This is a genomic window from Arthrobacter sp. UYCu512, from assembly GCF_040547075.1.
GTDB lineage: Bacteria > Actinomycetota > Actinomycetes > Actinomycetales > Micrococcaceae > Arthrobacter.
In genome coordinates, this window is sequence record NZ_JBEPPA010000011.1 from 134600 (window position 1) to 155052 (window position 20453).

14 protein-coding genes and 1 pseudogene are annotated in these 20453 nt (G+C 67.3%); 9 read left to right on the top strand and 6 right to left on the bottom strand.

Annotated features, from left to right (window positions below; genetic code table 11):
* Positions 1-7 precede the first annotated feature (7 nt).
* Positions 8-544, bottom strand: coding sequence for a metallopeptidase family protein (locus tag ABIB49_RS13355; RefSeq protein ID WP_226773603.1), 537 nt, complete (start codon positions 542-544; stop codon positions 8-10).
* A gap of 105 nt (positions 545-649) precedes the next feature.
* On the opposite strand from ABIB49_RS13355, the gene ABIB49_RS13360 reads away from it, so the two are divergent.
* The 6 genes and pseudogenes from ABIB49_RS13360 to ABIB49_RS13385 all read left to right on the top strand — a co-directional run.
* The gene (locus tag ABIB49_RS13360; RefSeq protein WP_226773602.1) at positions 650-1039 is read left to right on the top strand and encodes a DUF3499 domain-containing protein; all 390 of its coding nucleotides are present in this window, start codon (positions 650-652) and stop codon (positions 1037-1039) included.
* An 82-nt stretch (positions 1040-1121) separates the two neighbouring features.
* Complete coding sequence (locus tag ABIB49_RS13365) at positions 1122-1385, top strand: Trm112 family protein (RefSeq protein WP_226773601.1); 264 nt, start codon at positions 1122-1124, stop codon at positions 1383-1385.
* A 123-nt stretch (positions 1386-1508) separates the two neighbouring features.
* The gene (gene ahcY, locus ABIB49_RS13370; RefSeq protein ID WP_226773600.1) at positions 1509-2987 is read left to right on the top strand and encodes an adenosylhomocysteinase; all 1479 of its coding nucleotides are present in this window, start codon (positions 1509-1511) and stop codon (positions 2985-2987) included.
* A 172-nt stretch (positions 2988-3159) separates the two neighbouring features.
* Entirely contained in the window at positions 3160-4386 is a 1227-nt protein-coding gene (locus tag ABIB49_RS13375) for a L,D-transpeptidase (protein ID WP_226773599.1), read from the top strand.
* 148 nt (positions 4387-4534) lie between these two features.
* Complete coding sequence (locus ABIB49_RS13380) at positions 4535-5734, top strand: L,D-transpeptidase (RefSeq protein WP_226773621.1); 1200 nt, start codon at positions 4535-4537, stop codon at positions 5732-5734.
* 183 nt (positions 5735-5917) lie between these two features.
* A pseudogene (locus tag ABIB49_RS13385) lies at positions 5918-7009 on the top strand (TIGR01906 family membrane protein); the annotation flags it as partial.
* A 431-nt stretch (positions 7010-7440) separates the two neighbouring features.
* Here ABIB49_RS13385 and ABIB49_RS13390 read toward each other — a convergent pair.
* Positions 7441-9270 (bottom strand): AMP-dependent synthetase/ligase, encoded by a 1830-nt coding sequence (locus ABIB49_RS13390; protein WP_226773620.1) that lies wholly within the window; start codon positions 9268-9270, stop codon positions 7441-7443.
* Between the two features lie 58 nt (positions 9271-9328).
* Positions 9329-11050: a dolichyl-phosphate-mannose--protein mannosyltransferase gene (locus ABIB49_RS13395; protein ID WP_354157155.1), complete on the bottom strand. Its 1722-nt coding sequence runs from the start codon at positions 11048-11050 to the stop codon at positions 9329-9331.
* 226 nt (positions 11051-11276) lie between these two features.
* Between ABIB49_RS13395 and rsmI the strand changes: the two genes are divergently transcribed.
* Together rsmI and ABIB49_RS13405 are read left to right on the top strand one after the other, a co-directional pair.
* Entirely contained in the window at positions 11277-12098 is an 822-nt protein-coding gene (gene rsmI / locus ABIB49_RS13400; RefSeq protein WP_354157162.1) for a 16S rRNA (cytidine(1402)-2'-O)-methyltransferase, read from the top strand.
* Between the two features lie 191 nt (positions 12099-12289).
* Entirely contained in the window at positions 12290-13789 is a 1500-nt protein-coding gene (locus ABIB49_RS13405) for an NAD-dependent succinate-semialdehyde dehydrogenase (RefSeq protein WP_282359175.1), read from the top strand.
* Between the two features lie 25 nt (positions 13790-13814).
* On the opposite strand, the gene ABIB49_RS13410 is transcribed toward ABIB49_RS13405, so the two are convergent.
* From ABIB49_RS13410 to ABIB49_RS13420, 3 genes are read right to left on the bottom strand one after another with little or no spacing between them, the layout of a single operon-like run.
* Positions 13815-16448 carry a transglutaminase TgpA family protein gene (locus ABIB49_RS13410; RefSeq protein WP_283479823.1) on the bottom strand — a complete coding sequence of 878 codons (2634 nt, stop codon included), beginning with the start codon at positions 16446-16448 and terminating at the stop codon, positions 13815-13817.
* Positions 16445-17959 (bottom strand): DUF58 domain-containing protein, encoded by a 1515-nt coding sequence (locus tag ABIB49_RS13415; protein WP_226773595.1) that lies wholly within the window; start codon positions 17957-17959, stop codon positions 16445-16447. The genes ABIB49_RS13410 and ABIB49_RS13415 overlap by 4 nt, the downstream gene beginning before the upstream one ends.
* A 13-nt stretch (positions 17960-17972) precedes the next feature.
* Positions 17973-19073 (bottom strand): AAA family ATPase, encoded by a 1101-nt coding sequence (locus tag ABIB49_RS13420; RefSeq protein WP_226773594.1) that lies wholly within the window; start codon positions 19071-19073, stop codon positions 17973-17975.
* 288 nt (positions 19074-19361) lie between these two features.
* Between ABIB49_RS13420 and ABIB49_RS13425 the strand changes: the two genes are divergently transcribed.
* A complete protein-coding gene (locus tag ABIB49_RS13425; protein ID WP_226773593.1) occupies positions 19362-20249 on the top strand; it encodes a TatD family hydrolase in 888 nt (295 codons plus the stop codon).
* Positions 20250-20453: the final 204 nt, after the last annotated feature.

Sequence of the window (20453 nt, forward strand, 5' to 3'; positions counted from 1 at the left end):
CGGCCAACTAGTATCGGCGTCGGTAGACCGGGTCCAGTGACTCGGGCGGAACGCCGAGCATCTCTGCCGTGTACTCCACCACAACGTCATGGACCAGGTCCTGAAGTTCCTCGCGGCTCGCGCAGGCATGTTCGACTACCCGCCGGTACAAGGTGATGACCGGCCCCTCCTCCGCCGTAGCGGGGGAGCAGGACCCCATGGGTGCGGGAGTGCGCTCCGCCACGATCTGTTCCAGGCCCGGCGGAATCTCATCGACGGCGAAACGGACACCGTCCAGCGGTTTGCCCCAAATGTCATGGAGCCGCTCCGCTGAGTCGAGGACGAAGTCGTCGAAGCGATCCGAACGGGTCCGGTAGCCGGGCAGTGTGGGCAGCATAAGCTCCCCGCGGAGCCCCCGGCCGTGCCGGTTCCTCCGCCGCTGGCGGAAGCCCCGCGCCGGCGCGGCGCGCCCGGAAGCGCCTGCTGTGGACCCGGCGTCGGAACGTCCGGAGTCGCTTTCAGCCAAGCGGACCGTAAAACCCGGATCGTGGTGCGATGACTGCATATCTCGACTCTAAACCCGGCGAAAGGTTTACGCGACACGGGCGCCCGACCCGCCGTCAGCGTGCCGGGCGCCCCCTCCCGGTCCGGGGGAGTAGTCTGTGATGTCGTGGGTGCCATTCGTCTTTGTTCAAGGTCAGCCTGCCGCAATTCAGCGGTGGCCACTTTGACGTACGTGTACGCCGACTCCACGGCCGTCCTGGGACCACTGGCAACCTATGCCGAGCCGCACTGTTACGACTTGTGTGAACAGCATGCCGGGTCCCTGACCGTCCCGCGCGGCTGGGAAGTGTTGCGGCTGGCTATGCCGGCTACCCCGGCAGGGCCCGGTCCAGATGACCTCCTCGCCCTTGCCAACGCCGTCCGGGAGGCGGCCTCCCGGCCGGCCGCACCGGAACCGGGGCAAAGCCGGCGCGGCGTCCATCCGGCACTGGAAGCTCCGGCCGGCTCCGAGGGCACCCGCCGGGGGCATCTGCGTGTGCTGCGGGAACCTTCCTAGTGCGCAACTGGCGGTAGGCTGGGAACTGCAAAATCCGTAAGCTAGCCGCGTCTGCTGCGGCGCCCACCAGGGAGCGTTCACCATGCCGAAGATCAGTCCCGAACTGTTGTCTGTCCTGAGATGCCCCGTAACAGGTTCCCCGCTGGTACAGGACGGCGAGGAACTCGTCACCACCGCGGCCGGTCCCGACGGGGAAAAACTGCGCTACGCGATCGAGGATGGCATCCCCCTGTTGCTGCCGCCGGAATTGCTGCCGGCCGCCGCTGCTGCCCCGGCTTCCCAGCACGACGGCGGCCAGCCGGCCGCAGGCCTTTCCACCGCCGCTTCCGGGCCCGCGGACACTTAGCCTCCAGCCCCATCGTATTGACGTTCGGCACCGAAGTACTTTTCAGCCACCGATAAGCACAACTATCGACTTCACAGGCGGCCAGGTCCAGGACCTGCCCGCCGGCCACAACAAAGGATTCAGATGACTCTCGATTACAAGATTGCGGACATTTCCCTGGCCGAGGCCGGCCGTCACCAGATCCGCCTCGCGGAGCACGAGATGCCCGGCCTGATGTCCCTGCGCGAGGAATTCGGCGCGAGCCAGCCGCTCAAGGGTGCCCGGATCGCCGGGTCCCTGCACATGACGGTGCAGACGGCCGTGCTGATCGAGACGCTCACGGCGCTTGGCGCCGAGGTCCGCTGGGCTTCCTGCAACATCTTTTCGACCCAGGATGAAGCTGCCGCAGCCGTGGTGGTCGGCACCGGAACCGCTGAGGATCCGCAGGGTGTTCCCGTGTTCGCCTGGAAGGGCGAGACGCTCGAGGAATACTGGTGGACTGCCGAGCAGATCCTCACCTGGCCCGGCGCGGACAGCAACCCGGATCTTGGACCGAACATGATTCTCGACGACGGTGGCGACGCCACCATGCTGGTCCACAAGGGCGTCGACTTCGAAGCGCTCGGCGCTGTCCCGGCCACCGCTGACGACGAGTCCGAGGAGGGCCGCGTCTTCCTTGAGGTGCTGCGCGCTTCGCTGCAGGCCGATCCGCAGAAATGGACCCGGATCGGCTCGCGGCTGCTGGGTGTCACCGAGGAAACCACGACCGGCGTGCACCGCCTCTACCAGCTTGCGGAGCAGGGAAAACTGCTGTTCCCGGCCATCAACGTCAATGACTCCGTCACCAAAAGCAAATTCGATAACAAGTACGGCATCCGCCACTCCCTCCCGGACGGCATCAACCGCGCCACCGACGTGCTGATGGGCGGCAAGGTCGCCGTCGTCTGCGGCTACGGGGACGTGGGCAAGGGTGCAGCCGAGGCGTTCAGGGGCCAGGGTTCACGCGTCATCGTCACCGAAATCGACCCGATCTGCGCGCTGCAGGCCGCAATGGACGGCTACCAGGTCGCGAAACTGGAATCCGTGCTGGCCGAGGGCCACATCTTCATCACCACCACTGGCAACAAAGACGTCATCATGGCCGAGCACATGGCCGGGATGCGGGACAAAGCCATCGTCGGCAACATCGGCCACTTTGACAACGAGATCGACATGGCCGGACTCGCCCGGATCCCGGGCATCACAAAGGTCGAGATCAAGCCCCAGGTCCACGAGTGGGTGCTCGACGCCGGGACCGCGGATGAGCGCTCCATCATCGTGCTGTCCGAAGGCCGCCTGCTGAACCTCGGGAACGCCACCGGGCACCCGTCCTTTGTGATGAGCAACTCCTTCGCCAACCAGACCATCGCGCAGATCGAGCTTTTCACCAAGCGGGACCAGCCGGCAGAGGAGCGGGAGTACAACAAGCAGGTTTACGTGCTGCCCAAGATCCTCGACGAGAAGGTGGCGCGGCTTCACCTCGGCGCCCTGGGCGTCGAACTCACCGAACTGTCAAAGGAGCAGGCCGAATACCTGGACCTTACGGTTTCCGGTCCGTACAAGCCGGACCACTACCGCTACTAGGACCGGGCCGGCGCCGTTTCACCAGGGCGCAGCAACGGCAGATGACTGAGAAGAAGGCTCCGGACGTCCGTTCGGGGCCTTCTTCGTGACCTGATCGTGGCGGAGCCGAGGGCGGGGCCGGCAGGAAAGTCATTTATGCTTTCTAGGTAACGTCTGGAAGGAACCGAGTATTTTGAACGCCCCGAGAAGCCGGAGCACCGGCCGCAAGCTTGCCGTGATCGGTGCGGTCTGCGCGCTTGCCGCGGCCGGCGGAGTGTTCGCTGCGGGGCCCGGATTGGCCCATGCATCCTTCGCTTCCGAGGCCGCTTCGCCGGAACGCTCGACGCCGGGACTCGCTTTCCCGGTGGTGGCGCCCGCGGAGTTGAACGTTGCGCCCGCGAACGGGGCCAAACAGGTGAACCCCGCCGCGCCGGTGACCCTCAAGGTCAGCAACGGCCACATCGACCGAGTGTCCCTGACGAGCGCATCCGGCGACGCCGTCGATGGAACCCTGAGCGCTGACGGCACCGGCTGGACGGCAGCCGCCGCGCTGAAGTTCAACACCCGCTATAACTACACCTTCTCCGTGGTGGACGCAGCCGGCCGCAAGGACACCTCGACGCGGAGCTTCACCACCGTCTCCACCGCCAACGAGGCCGACGCTGCCATCTACCCGCTGGACGGGATGAAAGTGGGCGTGGCGCAACCGCTGCAAATTACCTTCAGCGAGCCAGTCCTGAACCGGGACGCCGTCGAAAAGGCCATCAAGATCAGCTCCACCTCCGGTCAGGCCGGTGACTTCCACTGGTTCAGCAACACCATGGTCAGGTACCGACCGGAAAACTTCTGGACCGCAAACAGCACCATCACGATGGACATGCAGCTCTTCGGCGTCGACCTCGGCAACGGGCAGATCGGTAACTTCAACAAAAAGGTCACCGTCCACATCGGCGACAAGAAGGTCGCCATTGCGGACGCGACCGCGCACACCTTTACGGCCAGCGTCAACGACCAGCAGCTCGGCCAGTGGCCCGCGACCATGGGCGACACCCGGTTCCCGTCGGCCCGCGGATACCTTGTGTTTATGGAGAAGTACCGCGTGGAGCACATGGATGCGTCCACGATCGGCCTGAAGCCGGGGGACCCGGCTTACTACGGCCAGCTCGACGTCAACTACGCCACACGCCTGACCCCGAGCGGTGAGTTCATCCATCAGGCCACGGATTCCGCGATGCCCTATCTTGGCGTCGCCAACCTCTCGCACGGCTGCATCGGACTGGGGCCCGACGGCGCAAAGTGGGTCTTCGAGAACATGACAACCGGTGACGTTGTCCAGGTGGTCAACACCGACGGCGACTTTGCCGCCGTAGACGACGGCTACGGGGACTGGAACATTCCCTGGGCGGAGTACGCGAACTGAGCGAACGCCCGCCAGCGATTGACCGGTGGCGGCAGGATTATCTTTGGGGGAGCAGGGCATGGGCAAGGTCTTGAGGCGCCGGGCAGCGCCGCGCGGACGCGGCGGGCACCAGGTCCGCCGGCTGCCAGTTGGCAGTAAAAGCGGCAAGATGCTGGCCGTGCTGGCAGTTTGCGCTGTAGTCGGAGCCGGCGGCATTGGCATCGCTGCGGGGCCCGGCAGGGCCGAAGCGGAAATGCCCTCAGAGGCGGCAGCCCCGATGCGAAACGTCGCCGGACTCGCGGCACCGGTGGTAAAAGCCGTGGAGCTCGGCGTGACTCCGAGCGACGGGGCCAAAGCCGTCAACCCCGCTGCACCCACGTCCGTCAAAGCAATCAACGGCACGGTAACTGACGTTGTGCTCGAGCGTGCCTCCGGCGGCGGCGGCATCCCGGGTACCACGAGCCCGGACGGGTCCACCTGGACGGCCGCGGACCCGCTTGAATTCGACACGCAGTACAGGTACAGGTTCACGATTGTCGACCAGGCCGGCCGTGAAACTAAAAAGGCGCAGACCTTCGCGACGGTTGCCCGGGCCAATGAGGCGGACGCCGCCGTGTATCCGCTCGGCGGCAGCACCGTCGGCGCGGGCCAGCCCATCGAGATCGTCTTCAGCGAACCTGTGCTGAACAAGGAGGCATTGGAGCAGGCCGTCACCGTCACGTCGTCCTCCGGCCAGGCGGTGGCGTGGCGCTGGTATTCGGACCGGCGCGTCAGGATCCGCCCCGAGGCGTTCTGGGCCGCCAACAGCGAGATTACCGTGGACCTGTCACTTTTCGGCGTCGACTTCGGCAACAAGATGATCGGCAACGCCGACACCAAGGTCTCGTTTAAGGTTGGCCCGCAGCGTCTGGCAGTTGTTGATGACATCACCAAAACGATGAACGTCTATTTCGACGGCCAGCTGGTCAGGACCGCTCCGGTTACGCTGGGCGATGCTGAGTGGCTCTCGCCCACCGGGTTCGCCGTGATCATGGAGCAGGAACGCAACTCCAAGTTCAATGCCGGCAGCATCGGGCTGAAGCCCGGCGACAAGGGCTACTATCCTCCGCTGACGGTGGAGTACGCGAACCGGTTGACAAGCTCCGGGGTGTACGTCCACCAGGCCCTAGAGTCGGCGTGGGGTGCGGTGGGCAAGTACAACGTCTCGCACGGATGTGTTGGGTTGCTCCCGGCTGACGCCGCTTGGTTCTTTAACAACATGAAGACCGGCGACGTCGTCCAGACCCTCAATACGGGTGCCCCGGCCGTGGAACCGCTCGAAGGCTTCGGCGACTGGAACATCCCCTGGGCCCAGTACGCCAAACGCTGACGGGCCGGCCCGGAAACCGGCGGGCACCGGCCCTGCAGCCTGAGTAGCCGTTCCGTCGAAACCCCGTCCCGTTCGGGGTGGCATCTCGCCCGCAGCCGGGCGCGGGCGGTAGGCTCGGAGGCAGATATGTAGCGTTGCCGGGCCGAGCCCGGCGGCGCGGCCGCCTACGGAAGCGAAGCTGCAGTGACTGACTCAAGTCCCACCCCTCCGAACCGACAGGATCCGCCGCTGGATCCGGCCGATGACTCTGACGAGCCGGCGTTCGACTGGATGAAGCCAAAGTCCGCGGAACAGCGTTCTTCAGCAGCCGTTGACCGCACCCCGGTGGCTGCCGCCGGCACCACGGTGGCCGCGGCCACCACGCCCGTGGCAGCAACTCCGGTGGCAGTAGCTTCGGAGCGCCGCCAGGCCGGAACCCGCGCCGACCGCAAAGCTGCCGAAGCCGCCGTCGAACCGTCCCCGCGTGGCCAGGGCTCGCACTTCAGCGAGCCGCTGCCCACTTCGGCGCTGCAGCTCCGGCCCCCGGAGGAAGAGGTGCAGCGCCGAAACGCCGAGCGGGAACACGCGGCGAACGCCAAGCCCGTGGCGCCGCGGGTGATGCAGGTCCTGCTCGCCGTGTGCTTCCCGGTCATTCTGCTGGTCCTGGCCGTTCGGGCGATCGCCAGCCCGCTGTTCCTCTGGGTGGAGTACAACCGCCCCGGCTTCCCGGGCGACGGCTACGGCTTCAGCACCGATGACCGCTTGACCTACGGCTCCTACGCCGTGGACTACCTGAGCAACTGGGCCGGACCCCGCTACCTCGGCGAACTGGTCCACCGCGGCGGCGACAAGCTCTTCCGGGACGGCGAGGTCAGCCACATGGCCGACGTCAAGCTTGTGATCCTTTCGGCCTTCGGCGCCGGTGCCCTGCTGATCCTGCTGAGCCTGATCGCCGTGATCTATTTGCGCCGCCGCACGGCCGGCGGGGTTCGGCGTGGCTTGTTTGCAGGTTCCATCATCTCCCTCGTTATCGTCACCAGCCTCGGCGTGCTGGGTGCGCTCGGCTGGGAACAGTTCTTCACCGAATTCCACAGTGTTTTCTTTGCCAGCGGCACCTGGACCTTCTCGTTGCAGGACACCCTGATCAGGCTTTTCCCGGCCCAGTTCTGGGTCGACGGCGGGATCGTGATCGCCGCCCTGGTGCTGATCGTCTCGCTCCTCACCTTGATCCTTACCTGGCCGACCCGCAAGCGCCGGGGACTGCCGAAACGCGGCGCCAAGAACGCGGAGCCGGACGCGGCGGTGGGCGCGAAGACTGCCTCCGGCGATGGTGTCCCTGGCGCCCCGGCGAAGCTTACCGGCGAAGCGAACCTTGCCGGCGAAGCGAACCTTGCCGGCGAAGCGAACCCTGCCAGCGAAGCGGACAAGCCCAAGCGGTCGCTCTTCCGCCGGAACAAAGCCGATAAGGCCGATGCACCAGCCGACGCCGCATCAGCCGCTCAAGAAGCTGCCGCTGATTCGGCTGCCGGAGGCTCTGTCCCGCGTTCCGCCGCCCCGCACGGCGCCGCTGCGGCCGGGACAGCCGGCGCCGGAACCCTGGACACCCCCGCGCGGGGAAGCTCCAGCACCGGGTAGCGGCACTGGCCGGCGACTCCGGACAGGCACGGCAAGCGGCTGGCACCCATGGTGCCGGCCGCTTTCCTGCATCCGGGGCCGATCCTGCGGTGTTAGCCGTAGATGCCGTTAATCTGCGCTTGGAAGTCACGCACAACGGCGGCGCGCTTGAGCTTCAGGGACGGTGTCAGGTGACCGGACTCCACCGTAAAGTCGGCGTCCAGGACCACGAAACTGCGGATGGACTCGGCCTGGGAAACCAGGGCATTCGCGTCGTCCACGGCGCTCTGCAGGGCCACCCGGACCAGATCGCTGCCGCGGGCCACGGCGGTGCTCATCGCCGGAACCTTGTGGGCGGCGCACCAGTTTTCCAGGCCCTCCGGGTCCAGGTTGATCAGGGCTGATACGAAGGGCCTGCCGTCGCCGATCACCACAGCCTGCAGAACCAATTCGTGTTCGCGGATCTTTTCCTCAAGCGGCCCGGGGGCGACGTTTTTGCCGCCGGCGGTCACCAGCAGATCCTTTTTCCTGCCGGTGATGGTCAGGAAGCCGTCCGCGTCCAGTGACCCCAGGTCGCCGGTGCGGAAAAACCCGTCCACAAACGCCTCCGCGTTGGCCGCGGCGTTGTTGTGGTAACCCTTGAAGACGCCGATGCCCTTGACCAGGATCTCGCCGTCTTCGGCGACCCGGATGGTGGTTCCGGGTACCGGTATGCCAACCGTCCCCACCTTGGTCCGGGTCGGAGTGTTGGCCGTACAGGGTGCCGTCGTTTCGGTGAGGCCGTAGCCTTCCAGGACAGGGACTCCTGCGCCCCGGAAGAAGTGCGCGTCGTGGGGGCTCAGCGGGCTGGCTCCCGAAACCGTGTAGCCCAACTGTCCGCCGAATGCCTGCCGCAGTTTGGGGTACAGCAGCCGGTCAAAGAGGGCGTGCTTGGCCCGGATCACCAGCCCGGGCCCGGTTCCCTCGCCCCGGGCCGCGGCGTCGAGTTGTTTTGAGTAGTCCACCGCGACGGCGGCGGCAGCCAGGAACAGGCGTTCCTTCCCGGCCACGGCCGCCTTGTGGGCGGCCCCGGCGTAGATCTTCTCGAAGATTCGGGGCACAACAAGCAGGAAGGTCGGTTTGAAGCTGGCCAGGTCCGCGAGCAGTTCCTTGGCGCTGGCGGTGTGTCCGAGTGTGGTTCCTGCGCTCAGGCAGATCACCTGGACTGCGCGGGCCAGGACATGGGCCAGCGGCAGGAACATCAGGGTCCGGGTGCGGGGCTGCAAGAGGATCTCGGGCAGGAACGGCACGATGTTCTTGGCGACGAGGGCGAAGTTTCCGTGGGTGATTTCGCAGCCTTTGGGCCGGCCCGTCGTTCCGGAGGTGTAGACGAGTGACGCGACGTCGGCAAGGCCGGCCGCGGTCCGGTGCTGTTCGAGTTCGGCGTCGCCAACCCCGCTGCCTGCCGCCGCCAGGCTGGCAAGGTTAGGGGCGTCGCCGTCGTAGTCCATCCGCACTACGGGCAGCACCGCGTCGCCGAGCACCGCTGAGCTGTCCAGGACCTCACGCACAAGCCCCGCCCGGAGCTCGTTCTCCGCGAAGACCCGCCGGGCCCCGGAGTCGTGCAGGATCCATTCGATCTGGCTGGCCGAGGACGTCTCGTAGATGGGAACGGGGACGCCGCCGGCGAACCAGACGGCAAAGTCCACCACGGTCCACTCGTAGCGGGTGCCGGACATCACCGCTACCGTTTCGCCGGGAGTGATGCCGCCGGCGATCAGGCCCTTGGCCAGTGCCCGGACCTGGTCCAGGAACTGCGTTGCGGAGACGTCGGCCCAACCGGCCGGTCCTTTGCGGGAGTAGAGCGCATGCACGGGATCCTTGGCATGCTGTGCCAGCAGCAGGTCGGTTACGTTGCTCCCCGGGTCGAGGTTGACCAGCAGTCCGGTGCTTGCTTCTCTCACAGCCATGTCTCCGTTCCGGGTCCGCCTGGTGCCGGTGGACGTCACCTGCAATCCTGCCCTAGATCCAGGACGGCATCCACATCCGGAACCGCCAATCCTGGTAGGTGATGGTCTCGGCGGTCCAGACGGGATAGAAGAAGGCCGAGACGACGATCGCCGTGACCACAAAGAGGGTCACGAGGTACAGTCCGGAACGACGGCGCCACAGCGGATCCGTGCGCTGGCCCAGGACAAGCCCCAGACAGTAGACGAGGGCCAGCACCAGGAAGGGCTCGAAGGACACGGCGTAGAAGTAGAACATGGTTCGTTCCGGGTAGAGGAACCAGGGGAGGTAGCCGGCGCCCACGGCCGCGAGCACGGCCCCGGCACGCCAGTCCCGCCGCCCGGCCCACCAGAAGAGAAGCACACCAAGGCAGACGGCGGCGCCCCACCAGATCACAGGGTTGCCCACCGACAGGATTGCCGTTGTGCAGCTAGCGGTATCGCAGCCGGGACTGCCCGGTTTGGGGGATTCGTAGAAGAAGGACGTGGGCCGGCCGAGCACCAGCCAGCTCCAGGCGCTGGCCTCGTACGGGTGCTCCGAGCTGAGGCCCTGGTGGAACCTGTAGGCCTCCAGATGGTAGTGCGCCAGCGACCGGACGGCGTTGGGCAGCCAGCCCCATTCCGCCGAGGGCACGGCCGCGGCCCAGTTCCGAAAGTAGGCGTCCTTGGACAGGAACCACCCGGTCCACGTGGCGGTGTACACCAGTGCGGCGACCGGGACGATGCCCAGGAAGGCAGGGATTCCGTCCTTGAGGATCCCGCCGCTGATCCAGCCGTGGATTCCGGCGATCCGGCGTGCGCTCAGGTCCCAGAAGACGGTCAGCAGCCCAAAACCGGCCAGGAAAAACAGCCCGGACCACTTAGTGCCAACCGCCAATCCCAGGCACACGCCGGCGGCGAGGCGCCACCAGCGGATCCCCAGCCAGGGGCCCGACGCCAGCTGGAGCAGGTCGGGCCGTCCGTCCGGGGCGGCGCCTGCCTGACGGCCCAGCCGCACGGCCAGCCGGCGGCGGCCGTCGTCGCGGTCCATCAGCAGGGCGCCGAACGCGGCAAGGACCCAGAACATCAGGAAGATGTCCAGCAGCGAGGTCCGCGACATCACCAGGTGGTGTCCGTCCACCGCCAGCAGCACACCGGCCACGGCTCCGAGGGTCAGGGAGCGGAAAAGCTTCTGGGCGATCAGGGCCAGCAAGAAGATGGACAGCGTGCCGGTCAGGGCCGCCCCGAACCGCCAGCCGAAGGGGTTGTCCGGGCCAAAGAGCCACATGCCGGCGGCAATCATCCACTTCCCGACCGGCGGGTGGACCACGTATTCGGGCGTGTCCAGCAGCACCTGGGGATTTCCGGCGACGAAGGAATCGTTGGCTTTGTCCGGCCACGCGCGTTCATAGCCGCTGACCAACAGCGAGTAGCCGTCCTTGACGTAATAGGTCTCGTCGAACACCAGGCTGCGGGGGGAATCCAGCCGGACAAACCGCAGAATTCCGCCCAGGGCCGCGCTGATGGACGGGACAAGCCAGAACCACAGCCGGAGCGACGGCGGATAGTCCCGCCAGCTCCGGAGGCTGCCGATCAGGCGTTCCTGGAGGGCGTCGACGGTAAACGCCTCCGCCGGGCGGCTGAGCCAGCGGTGCCCCTCCAGATTGCGTCCGGTGCTGGGGGCTGGGGGGGCTGGGGGGGCCGATCCGGCGGAACCGGGGTCTACGGTCCGCGTGGGGGTCTGCGTCACGAAGCCCATGCTACCTTTTGCGGCCCGGCGTCCGGCCCGGCGCACGGACCGGGAGTCGTCTCCATCCGCCGCTCCCCGGCAGTAGGCTGGTCCTGTGGAGCCTATTTTGAGCATTACCCCGAACCCTCCCGGCGACAAGCTGGTCCGCTCGGACGACGTCGAGGATGGCTCCGGTCCCCGGCCCGGGGAAAACCCCGGAACGGGGCCGGTACCGCAAACCGGCGGCCCGGGACGGATCGTGTTGGCGGCAACGCCGATCGGAAACGCCGGGGACGCTACCTACCGGCTGGTCGAGCTGCTGACAACGGCGGACATCGTCGCCGCCGAGGACACCCGGCGGCTGCACCGGCTGGTGCAGACTTTGGGGATCACTGTTTCCGGGCGGATCATCAGCTATCACGAGCACAACGAGGACGCCAAGACCGGCGAACTCCTTGACCAGGTACGCGCCGGCAAGACCCTCGTGATGGTGACCGACGCCGGTATGCCCTCCGTCTCGGACCCCGGCTTCCGCCTCGTCGAAGGAGCCGTCGCCGCCGGCCTGACTGTCACCGCAGCACCCGGGCCGTCAGCAGTCCTCACCGCACTCGCGCTCTCCGGGCTGCCTACGGACCGCTTCTGCTTCGAGGGCTTCCTGCCCCGCAAAGCCGGCGAACGCTCCTCGCGTCTCGCGGATCTCGACGCAGAACGGCGCACGATGGTGTTTTTTGAGGCCCCGCATCGGCTCGAACCGATGCTTCGGGCGCTGCGTGAGCGGTTCGGCGCGGACCGCCGGGCGGCGGTCTGCCGGGAACTGACGAAGACTTACGAGGAAGTCATCCGGGGCACCCTGCGCGAACTGCTCGATTGGGCCGAGTCCAACGAGGTGCGTGGCGAGATCGCCGTCGTTGTGGGCGGCGCCCCGGAGCGGGCTCCGGGGCGGCCGGAAGATCTGGTCGCCGACGTGAATGCGCTGATGGCGCAGGGAATCCGGCTCAAGGAGGCCGTCGCGGCTGTGGCGGAGGACGCCAGGGTCAGCAAGCGGGAACTCTATTCCGCGGTGCTTGCGGCCCGGTAGCGCCCTTGTCGCCGGCCCGGGCTAGCGCTGTGCAGCTGCACAGCGAACCCCGCTCGGCGTAGTGCGGACAAGCGTAGACAGTCTCCAGAGCACGGCAGTACCGTGGCAGTAAATGCAGCGCCCTGCGTATGGTTTTTCGAACGGCGCTGAACCGAACCCATCCAACCGAATTGCTGACGAGGGAGTCAACCGTGACTGCAACTACCCAGCCCATTGTTACCGCCGAGCGTGAGAGCGCCCTGCTGGCTTCTGTTCCGACCGGCCTGCTGATCGGCGGCCAGTGGCGCCCGGCTGCCTCCGGCAAGACCTTTGACGTGGAGGACCCCGCCACGGGCAAGGTCCTGCTGAGCATTGCCGATGCCGGGCCCGAAGACGGGGCCGCCGCCCTCGACGCCGCGGCTGAGGCACAGGATTCCTGGGCGAAGGTCCCGGCCCGGGAGCGCGGGGAGATTCTGCGCCGGGCTTTCGAGCTGGTCACCGCACGGGCTGATGATTTTGCGTTGCTGATGACGATGGAGATGGGCAAACCGCTGGCCGAGGCCCGCGGCGAGGTCACTTACGGTGCGGAGTTCCTGCGCTGGTTCTCCGAGGAAGCTGTCCGCGCCTTCGGCCGCTACTCCGTCTCCCCGGACGGAAAGTCCCGGCTGCTGGTGACGAAGAAGCCGGTGGGCCCGTGCCTGCTGATTACGCCGTGGAACTTCCCGCTGGCGATGGCGACCCGCAAGGTGGCCCCCGCCGTCGCCGCGGGCTGCACGATGGTGCTCAAATCCGCGAACCTGACGCCGCTGACGTCCCAGCTGTTCGCCGCGGTGATGATGGAAGCCGGGCTGCCCGCCGGTGTCCTGAACGTTATCCCCACCTCCACTGCCGGGGCCACGACCGGTCCGCTGATCAAGGATTCCCGGCTCCGGAAGCTTTCCTTCACCGGCTCCACTGAAGTTGGCCGCCGGCTGCTCGCCGATGCCTCCGAAAACGTGTTGCGGACCTCGATGGAGCTCGGCGGCAACGCCCCGTTTGTGGTCTTCGAGGACGCCGACGTCGACGCAGCCGTCACCGGGGCGATGCTGGCGAAGCTGCGCAACATGGGCGAGGCCTGCACGGCCGCTAACCGGTTCATTGTGCACGAGTCCGTCGCCGACGAGTTCGCAGAGAAGTTCGCCGCGAAGATGGCGGATATGACCACTGCCCGCGGTACGGAAGCCGACTCCAAGGTCGGCCCGCTGATCGATGCGAAGAGCCGGGACAAGGTCCACGAATTGGTCTCCGATGCCGTGGCGGCCGGTGCGGTCACAGTGATCGGCGGCGCCGCCGTCGAGGGTCCGGGATACTTTTACCAGCCCACCATCCTCAAGGGCGTCACCGAGGGCACCCGGATCCTGTCCGAGGAAATCTTCGGACCCGTCGCCCCGATCATCACCTTCGACACCGAGGACGAGGCCGTCCGCCTCGCGAACAACACCGAGTACGGCTTGGTGGCCTATGTCTTTACCAAGGACCTCAACCGGGGCATCAGGATGGGCGAACGCCTGGAGACCGGCATGCTGGGCCTGAACGCCGGCGTCGTCTCCAACGCGGCTGCACCCTTCGGCGGGGTCAAGCAGTCCGGCCTGGGCCGCGAAGGCGGCCTGGAAGGCATCGAGGAATACCTCTACACCCAGTACATCGGCATCGCCGACCCGTACGCCGGCTAGTACCACGTCCGCTGGCCGGGACGCTTCAGCTCCGGCGCAGCCAACGCACCCGGCGCAGCGCTTCACGGGTCCCCAACCAGGCCCGTGCGATGCCGTGCCGGGTGCGTTGTGCTGTCCGGCGGCTGGCGTGAAAAGGCGCCGCCGCGGCTCGCCGCCAGAGACCCAGGATGGAAGGCGGCAGCCAGACCGCGCGCCAGCGCGCCAGCGGTCCCGCGTGGGCGCGCAGGGACGTCCGGACGGCCAAAATGAGGGGAGCAGCGGAGCTTGCGGCGCTGCCGTCCTGGCTGGTTCCGCCGGCCGGACTCCCGTTGCCGGCCGGACTCCCGTTGCCGGCCGGGCTCCCGTTGCCGGCAGGGCTTGCGGGGCGGGCAGGGACGACGTCACCGTCGTTCCCGGCGGGCGGGCGGCCGTAGCGACGGCGTTCGAAGTCGGCCGTCAGGGACCTGACGGCGATGTGGCCGTCCGCATCGATGCCCTCTGGCTCTCCCAGTGCACCCGAGGACCGCAGCCTGGCTGAGAAATGCCGCGGAGTCTCGCTGGTCTGCGGCGGCAGGCCGTAATCCGTGCTGAGATCGCGCAATTCTGCCCAAGCCTGCAGCGCTGCCGCCGTGCCGCCCCCGGAACCGTTCAATCGGCGGCGCCGCACGGCGCCGCGGGCCAGTTGCGGTGAGGCCAGCAACAGCACCAGGACAAGCAACGCGCCGGTGCCGTAGAGCGCTGGCACCAACACGCTTGCCGCGCCCGCCCCGGCGGCGGCGTCCGGCAGCGGCAGCGGAGCCACAGTGGGCACCGGTGACGTGCTGGGGTTCGAGCTTGGAATGAGGCCGTCGTTATTTTCATTGGTACTGGCGCCGCCGGGGGCCGAGCTGTCCCTGGCGTAGGCGGGAACGACTCCGCGCGAGGGGGTGGGTTCGAAGGGGACCCAGCCAAGGCCCTGGAAATAGAGTTCGGGCCACGCATGGGCGTCGCGGGCGTCGACCTCATATTCCGGCAGGGCGCCTTGGCCTCCGATCGACACAGTGGCCCCGGTGGGCCGGCCCGGCGCGTAACCGACCGCAATCCGGCTGGGGATGCCTTCCAACCGTGCCATCACGGCCATGGCCGAGGCGAAATGGATGCAGTACCCGCTTTTCTGGGTCAGGAAGTCAGCCAGGACAGACAGGCCGTTGCCGTCATACCCGCCCTGGACCGGGGACTGCAGCGAATAGGTGAACTCTGCGGAACGCAGGTAGCGCTGGATGGCGATGGCCCGGGCATAGGCGGTGTTGTTTCCGGCGGTCACAGCGTCGGCGGTGGTGCGCACGATTTCCGGAACGTTCGCCGGCTCTCGGGTGAACTCCTCGGGGATTCCCAGCACCGGCCCACCGGACTGCGCCAGCAGATCCGGGGTGAGCTGGGGCGCGGCGGAGAGCACTACGTACTGCTGGTCGCGGGAGTTCGTGTCAACACCTTTGATACTCAGCGTGGCAGGATCCCAGCTCCAGCGGCCGGTGAGGCCGTTCACTGCCTCCGGCGCGTACGGCGCCGGCAGGTAGGGGCTGGTGAACTGTCCGGTGTTCACCGCGGTGACCACCCTGACTTCGGCTGCGGCGGATTCGAGGCCCGATTCGATCCTCCCCGTGCCGAGCCGGCGCGTTTCGGCGCGGTCATCCGGTGTCCAGTTGTCGCCGTCGAAACTGTCGACCGTCACGGACCTCAGGTACGGCGTGCTGGACGCATTGGTGGCAAAGGTGATCCGGCCGTCACCGGCGGGGCTGCGGAGGCTGTTGCCCAGGCTGATCATGGGGTTCAGTCCCGAAGCCGGACCGAAAGGATTCAGCCGCGAGCCCTGCGGGAACGTCCCCTGGTCGAAACCCGGAATCACCACCTGGGCCAGGAGCGTAACGGTCAGCGCAACCGCGGCAGTCAGGGAGCCGCGCCGTAACTGCCCAGAGCTGCGGACGGTGTCCGCCCCGGTGCGCGGGTCGGGCGTGAACCAGTGGCTGCACCCCAGAATCATCAGGTAGCCGGCCGCTGCCGCCGCGAAGCCCAGCGCGCCGACGCTCTGCGGCTTGATCATGGCGGGAACGATAAGGATGGCAAGGATCCCGAGCCCGCTGGTGGCCGGCAACCGCAGCGGATAGGCGAGGGCATCGACCAGGATCACCATCAATCCCAGGGCGGCGCACACCACCAGGACGATGCCCGCATTCGGAGCCACCGGGGCACTTTCGGACAGAACCGTCTCGCTGGCCCGGCGCACGTACCGCCCCAGCTGCGTCACAGTGGTGTCCGAGGGGATAAAGCCGGCGATGCTTTGCGCACGGAAAAAGGTAAACGTCAGTACCAGCACCAGTGCCGCCAGCGAACCGGCCGTCACGACGGCGCTGCGCCAGCGGAGCGTGCGGAGCCCGGCCATCGTAAAGGCCACGGCGAAAACCGTGGACAGTACGGGGGAGAACCAGGACCATCCCCGCAGCACCCCGTTGAGGCTGAGCGCCGCACCTGCGACGGCGACTGCCACCGCGAGGGCCATCAGCCATGGCTGTGCGCCCGCTCCAGGCCGCGGCGTCTGGTTGGCCGGGGGAAACCGACGGGCGGCCGAATCCGGCCCGTGCGCCGCGGCCACCCCGGAACCGCCGGCCGGTGCGCCGGTATTTCGCTGCGGTGTCAGGGTCATCGCCGGACCCCCGTACCACGTCCCAGATCAGCGGCCATGGCCGGCGGTGACGTGGCACCGTCCTCGTCGAAGGCCGTCCACGCTGCGGGCAGCGGCGTCGAGGGGGAGACCGGCACTGTCCGCCAGCCGCCGAGCCGGAGGATTTCGAGCGCTTCCTGGGGCTGCCCGGCACGGCCGGTGATCACCAGTGCAAACGCGTTTGCCGCAAAGCCGGCCGCCGGGGCCAGTGACCTGGCCTCGGCCGGCGTGAGGTGTCCGAGGATGGCCAGCACCGGCCCCCGCATCCGGTGCGCGGCCAGCTTGTCCAGCAGCCGGTCGTCGAACGGCTGCGGGCCGGCTTCGGGTGCCGACGGATACCTGCGGCCGGGAAGCCTCGGGGCCGCACCCGCGGTTTCGTCCCGGCGGTTGGGGTGCGGGCCGGTGAGCTGGATCGCGGCCAGGCTCTCGGCGATGGACTGCAGCCCCGACTCGCCGAGGTACTCTTCAGCCTCCGGCTCGGGCGCGGACGGTGAATTCCGGAAGGCGGGCTCGCCGGTGGCATCGAGGAAGCGCAGCGCGTAATTGCGTTCGGCGAGATGGGCGCCGATGGATACCGCGGCCGTCACGGCCCATTCGAAGGCGTCGCTGGTCAGGAGTTCCCGCCCGTCCCCGGCAGCGGCGCCGCCGTGTCCACTCCGGTAGCCATCCGCTCCGCGCGGACCGCCGAACGGGTGGCGGGCAGAGGATGTGGTGCCGGCCGAAAAGGCGCCACGGCTAAAGGCCTGCAGCCGCTGGTCCATGATGATCGTCGCCTCCGGAGTGGTGACCGATTCCTCCTGCCGGACCATCAGCTCCCCGTGGCGTGCCGTAGCCGCCCAGTGCACCCGGCGCATCGGATCACCATGCCGGTATTCCCGGGTCATCACGTCGTCGTCGCTCGGGTTGCCCCGGACGCGCGTGGCGGTAACGCCGTCGTGCCCCCTGGCGCCGGCGAGTCCCGTGACGGGAAGTTCGACGGCGGCCGGGGTCACAGTGAGGATGGCGCCTTCGTCGATGGCGTGGCGGTGCAGGGAGAGGCCGAAGGGGTCGCTGAACTCAGCCGTGACCGGCCCGATCAGGAACTGGCCGCGTTTTCCGGAGCGCAAATGGTATTCGTAGCGGCTGCTCCCGCCTGCTGCCGAACGCGCCGGAAATCGGAAAACGGGGGATTCGCCGAAACGGGCGGGCAGGTGCTCTTCCATCAGCGCGTGGCCGGAGCCGACGCCTGTCCGGGCGACAGCCAACCGGACGGTGGTGGTGGCCGCAGCTTCCACGCTGGCGGGGGTGAACTCCCGGTAGACGCTGAAGTTGGGCTTGAGCAGCCGGGTTCCGGCTAGCGAGAGCAGCGGCAGGACAAGCAACAGGACTGCCAACGCCAGCAGGTCCCGGCGACCCATCACCTGGGCTGCCAGCAGGAAGACCATACCCGCCACCAGCAGTCCCCACCCCCTGCTGGTGAAGATGTGCCTCGGGAAGCGGTCGGTCAGCGCCACTGCGGAGCCACCCCTAACGGCGGTTCGGCAGGGTTGCAGCCGGGGCGGACGCAACGTCCGGATTGACCGGAATCTTCGCCAGGACGGCACGGATCACGCTCTGGGCGGTTTCTCCCGCACTCACGGCTTTGCGGTCCAGGATGATCCGGTGGGCCAGGACCGGTTCTGCCACACTGACCACGTCGTCCGGCAGCACAAAGTCCCTGCCCTCCAGTGCTGCCGTGGCTTTGGCCGCGCGCAGCAGCTGGAGCATGGACCGGGGGCTGGCTCCGAGCCGGAGCATTCCGCTTTCCCTGGTGGCACGCCCCAGCGACACGGTGTATTCCTTGATCGATTGGGAGACGTAGACTTGCCGCACCGTAGCGATCATTGCCGCGACCTCACTGGCGGTGACGACGGCGGTGACCTTGGCCAGCGGGGACGTCGCCTGGTGGGTCTCAAGCATTTCCATTTCGGCCTCCCGGTCCGGGTAACCCATGGAGATCCGCGCCATAAAGCGGTCCCGCTGCGCTTCCGGGAGCGGGTAGGTGCCCTCCATTTCGATCGGATTCTGCGTGGCCACCACCATAAACGGCTCGTCGAGCTTGTAGGACGTGCCGTCCACCGTGACCTGGTGTTCTTCCATGCATTCCAGCAGGGCGGACTGGGTCTTGGCTGAGGCGCGGTTGATTTCGTCACCGATGACGATATTGGCAAAAACCGCCCCGGGCCGGAACTCAAAGGAGCGCGAAGCCTGGTTGTAGATGGACACGCCAGTGACGTCGGAGGGGAGCAGATCGGGGGTGAACTGAATGCGGCTCACGGAGCAGTCGATGGTGCGGGCGAGCGTCTTGGCCAGCAGGGTCTTGCCGACACCGGGAACGTCCTCGAGGAGCAGGTGGCCTTGGGCCAAGAGCACGGTCAAGGCGAGTTTGGCCGCTTCCGCTTTCCCGTCGATCACGGTGCTGATGGCGGTCAGGATGCGTCCGCTGGCGGAGCGGAAGGCTGCCGCGTCCATCGCCGCGGCCGGCGGCGCGGGGCGCAGGGCAGGCGGGAGCCCGGCCGCAGCCGAGTCCTCCCGGCGGTCCGGCCCGTCAGGGTGTCCTTCGTCCAGGGAGATGCGCTGGTAGTCCATCGGTAGCCTTTCAGCCCTGGCGGTGCCCCGGTTCGGCTGGTGCTGGCCGGGTCACTCCTTGGGGTATGCCTGTGTTCCTGACCGTTGATTCCTAGCCGTCTGTGCCTGAGCCTGGATACCGCCCGCCGGCATCCAGTCTTGAGAACAGACTACTAACAGAACTGCCGGGCCTGACAGAGAGTTCCGCGGAAATATCGGACCAGCGTCGGGTCGGATATAGTGCGCCTGGGTTAATTCGGGGAGTTCGCCGGTTTCATCCGGCCGAAGGACCGCCGATAAGGTGGACGGATGACGACCCCCCTGACTCCCGTTCCGTTTCGTGCGCCCGGCAGCGACGGCGCCGGGAGGCAGGGTTATCCGCCGGCGCCGGAACCGCTTCCGGTGCCGGTTATGGACAACCACACGCACTTGGACTTCCCGCACAACGAGCTCAATGTCAGCATCGCTGACGCACTGGACGCCGCCGCGGCGGTGGGGGTGCAGGGCGCCGTGCAGGTGGGGTGCGACCTCGAATCGTCCCGGTTTACCGTTCAGGCAGTCGAACTGGATGCGAGGTTGCTCGGTGCCGTCGCCCTGCACCCCAACGATGCGCCGGAGTACGCCGCCCGCGGCGAACTGGAGGACGCCCTGGCAGAGATCGAGGCCCTGGCGGCGCACCCGCGGATCAGGGCCATCGGCGAGACCGGACTGGATTTCTTCCGAACGGAGGGCGACGGGCTGGCGCACCAGCGTTATTCCTTTCGCCGGCACATCGACATCGCCAAACGTCTCGGGCTGACCCTCCAGATCCATGACCGGGACGCGCACGAGGACGTCGTCCAGGTGCTGCGGGAGGAAGGCGCCCCCGAGCGGGTGGTGTTCCACTGCTTCTCCGGCGATGACCGGTTGGCCAGGATCTGCAATACGGAAGGCTGGTACATGTCCTTCGCCGGGACACTGACCTTCAAAAACGCCGCCAACCTCCGGGCTGCGCTGGCCATCGCGGAGCCGGAGCGGATCCTCGTCGAAACCGATGCCCCGTTCCTTACCCCGCACCCGCACCGGGGACGCCCCAACGCTAGCTACATGGTCCCCTACACCGTCAGGGCCATGGCCGAATTGACTGGCTGGGAGCTCTCGGAGATGTGTTCCCGGATTGCCCGCAATACGGTGCAGGCATACGGATCCTGGGACTGATGACACTGGGTCGCCCCGCCCAGGGTTAGATACCGCGTATGCATAATTTCTTGGTTGCTTTATAACGCTCCGGTTACAGTGGAGAACTATTAGCCGGGGTCGGGGAAGGCCTTCGGATAATTTCACTCCTGCAGGGCGCGCATCGTGGCCAACGAACCATGGGCGCGCTCTCGTTTATGAGTGTGGCGGTGCACAGGGCCGCCG

What these genes read in the sequence shown, in the direction of transcription:
- ABIB49_RS13355 (WP_226773603.1), bottom strand. Translation starts at nt 544, where the DNA reads ATGCAGTCATCGCACCACGATCCGGGTTTTACGGTCCGCTTGGCTGAA.
- ABIB49_RS13365 (WP_226773601.1), top strand. Translation starts at nt 1,122, where the DNA reads ATGCCGAAGATCAGTCCCGAACTGTTGTCTGTCCTGAGATGCCCCGTA.
- ahcY (WP_226773600.1), top strand. Translation starts at nt 1,509, where the DNA reads ATGACTCTCGATTACAAGATTGCGGACATTTCCCTGGCCGAGGCCGGC.
- ABIB49_RS13420 (WP_226773594.1), bottom strand. Translation starts at nt 19,073, where the DNA reads ATGGACTACCAGCGCATCTCCCTGGACGAAGGACACCCTGACGGGCCG.
- ABIB49_RS13395 (WP_354157155.1), bottom strand. Translation starts at nt 11,050, where the DNA reads ATGGGCTTCGTGACGCAGACCCCCACGCGGACCGTAGACCCCGGTTCC.
- ABIB49_RS13380 (WP_226773621.1), top strand. Translation starts at nt 4,535, where the DNA reads ATGCTGGCCGTGCTGGCAGTTTGCGCTGTAGTCGGAGCCGGCGGCATT.
- ABIB49_RS13425 (WP_226773593.1), top strand. Translation starts at nt 19,362, where the DNA reads ATGACGACCCCCCTGACTCCCGTTCCGTTTCGTGCGCCCGGCAGCGAC.
- ABIB49_RS13410 (WP_283479823.1), bottom strand. Translation starts at nt 16,448, where the DNA reads ATGACCCTGACACCGCAGCGAAATACCGGCGCACCGGCCGGCGGTTCC.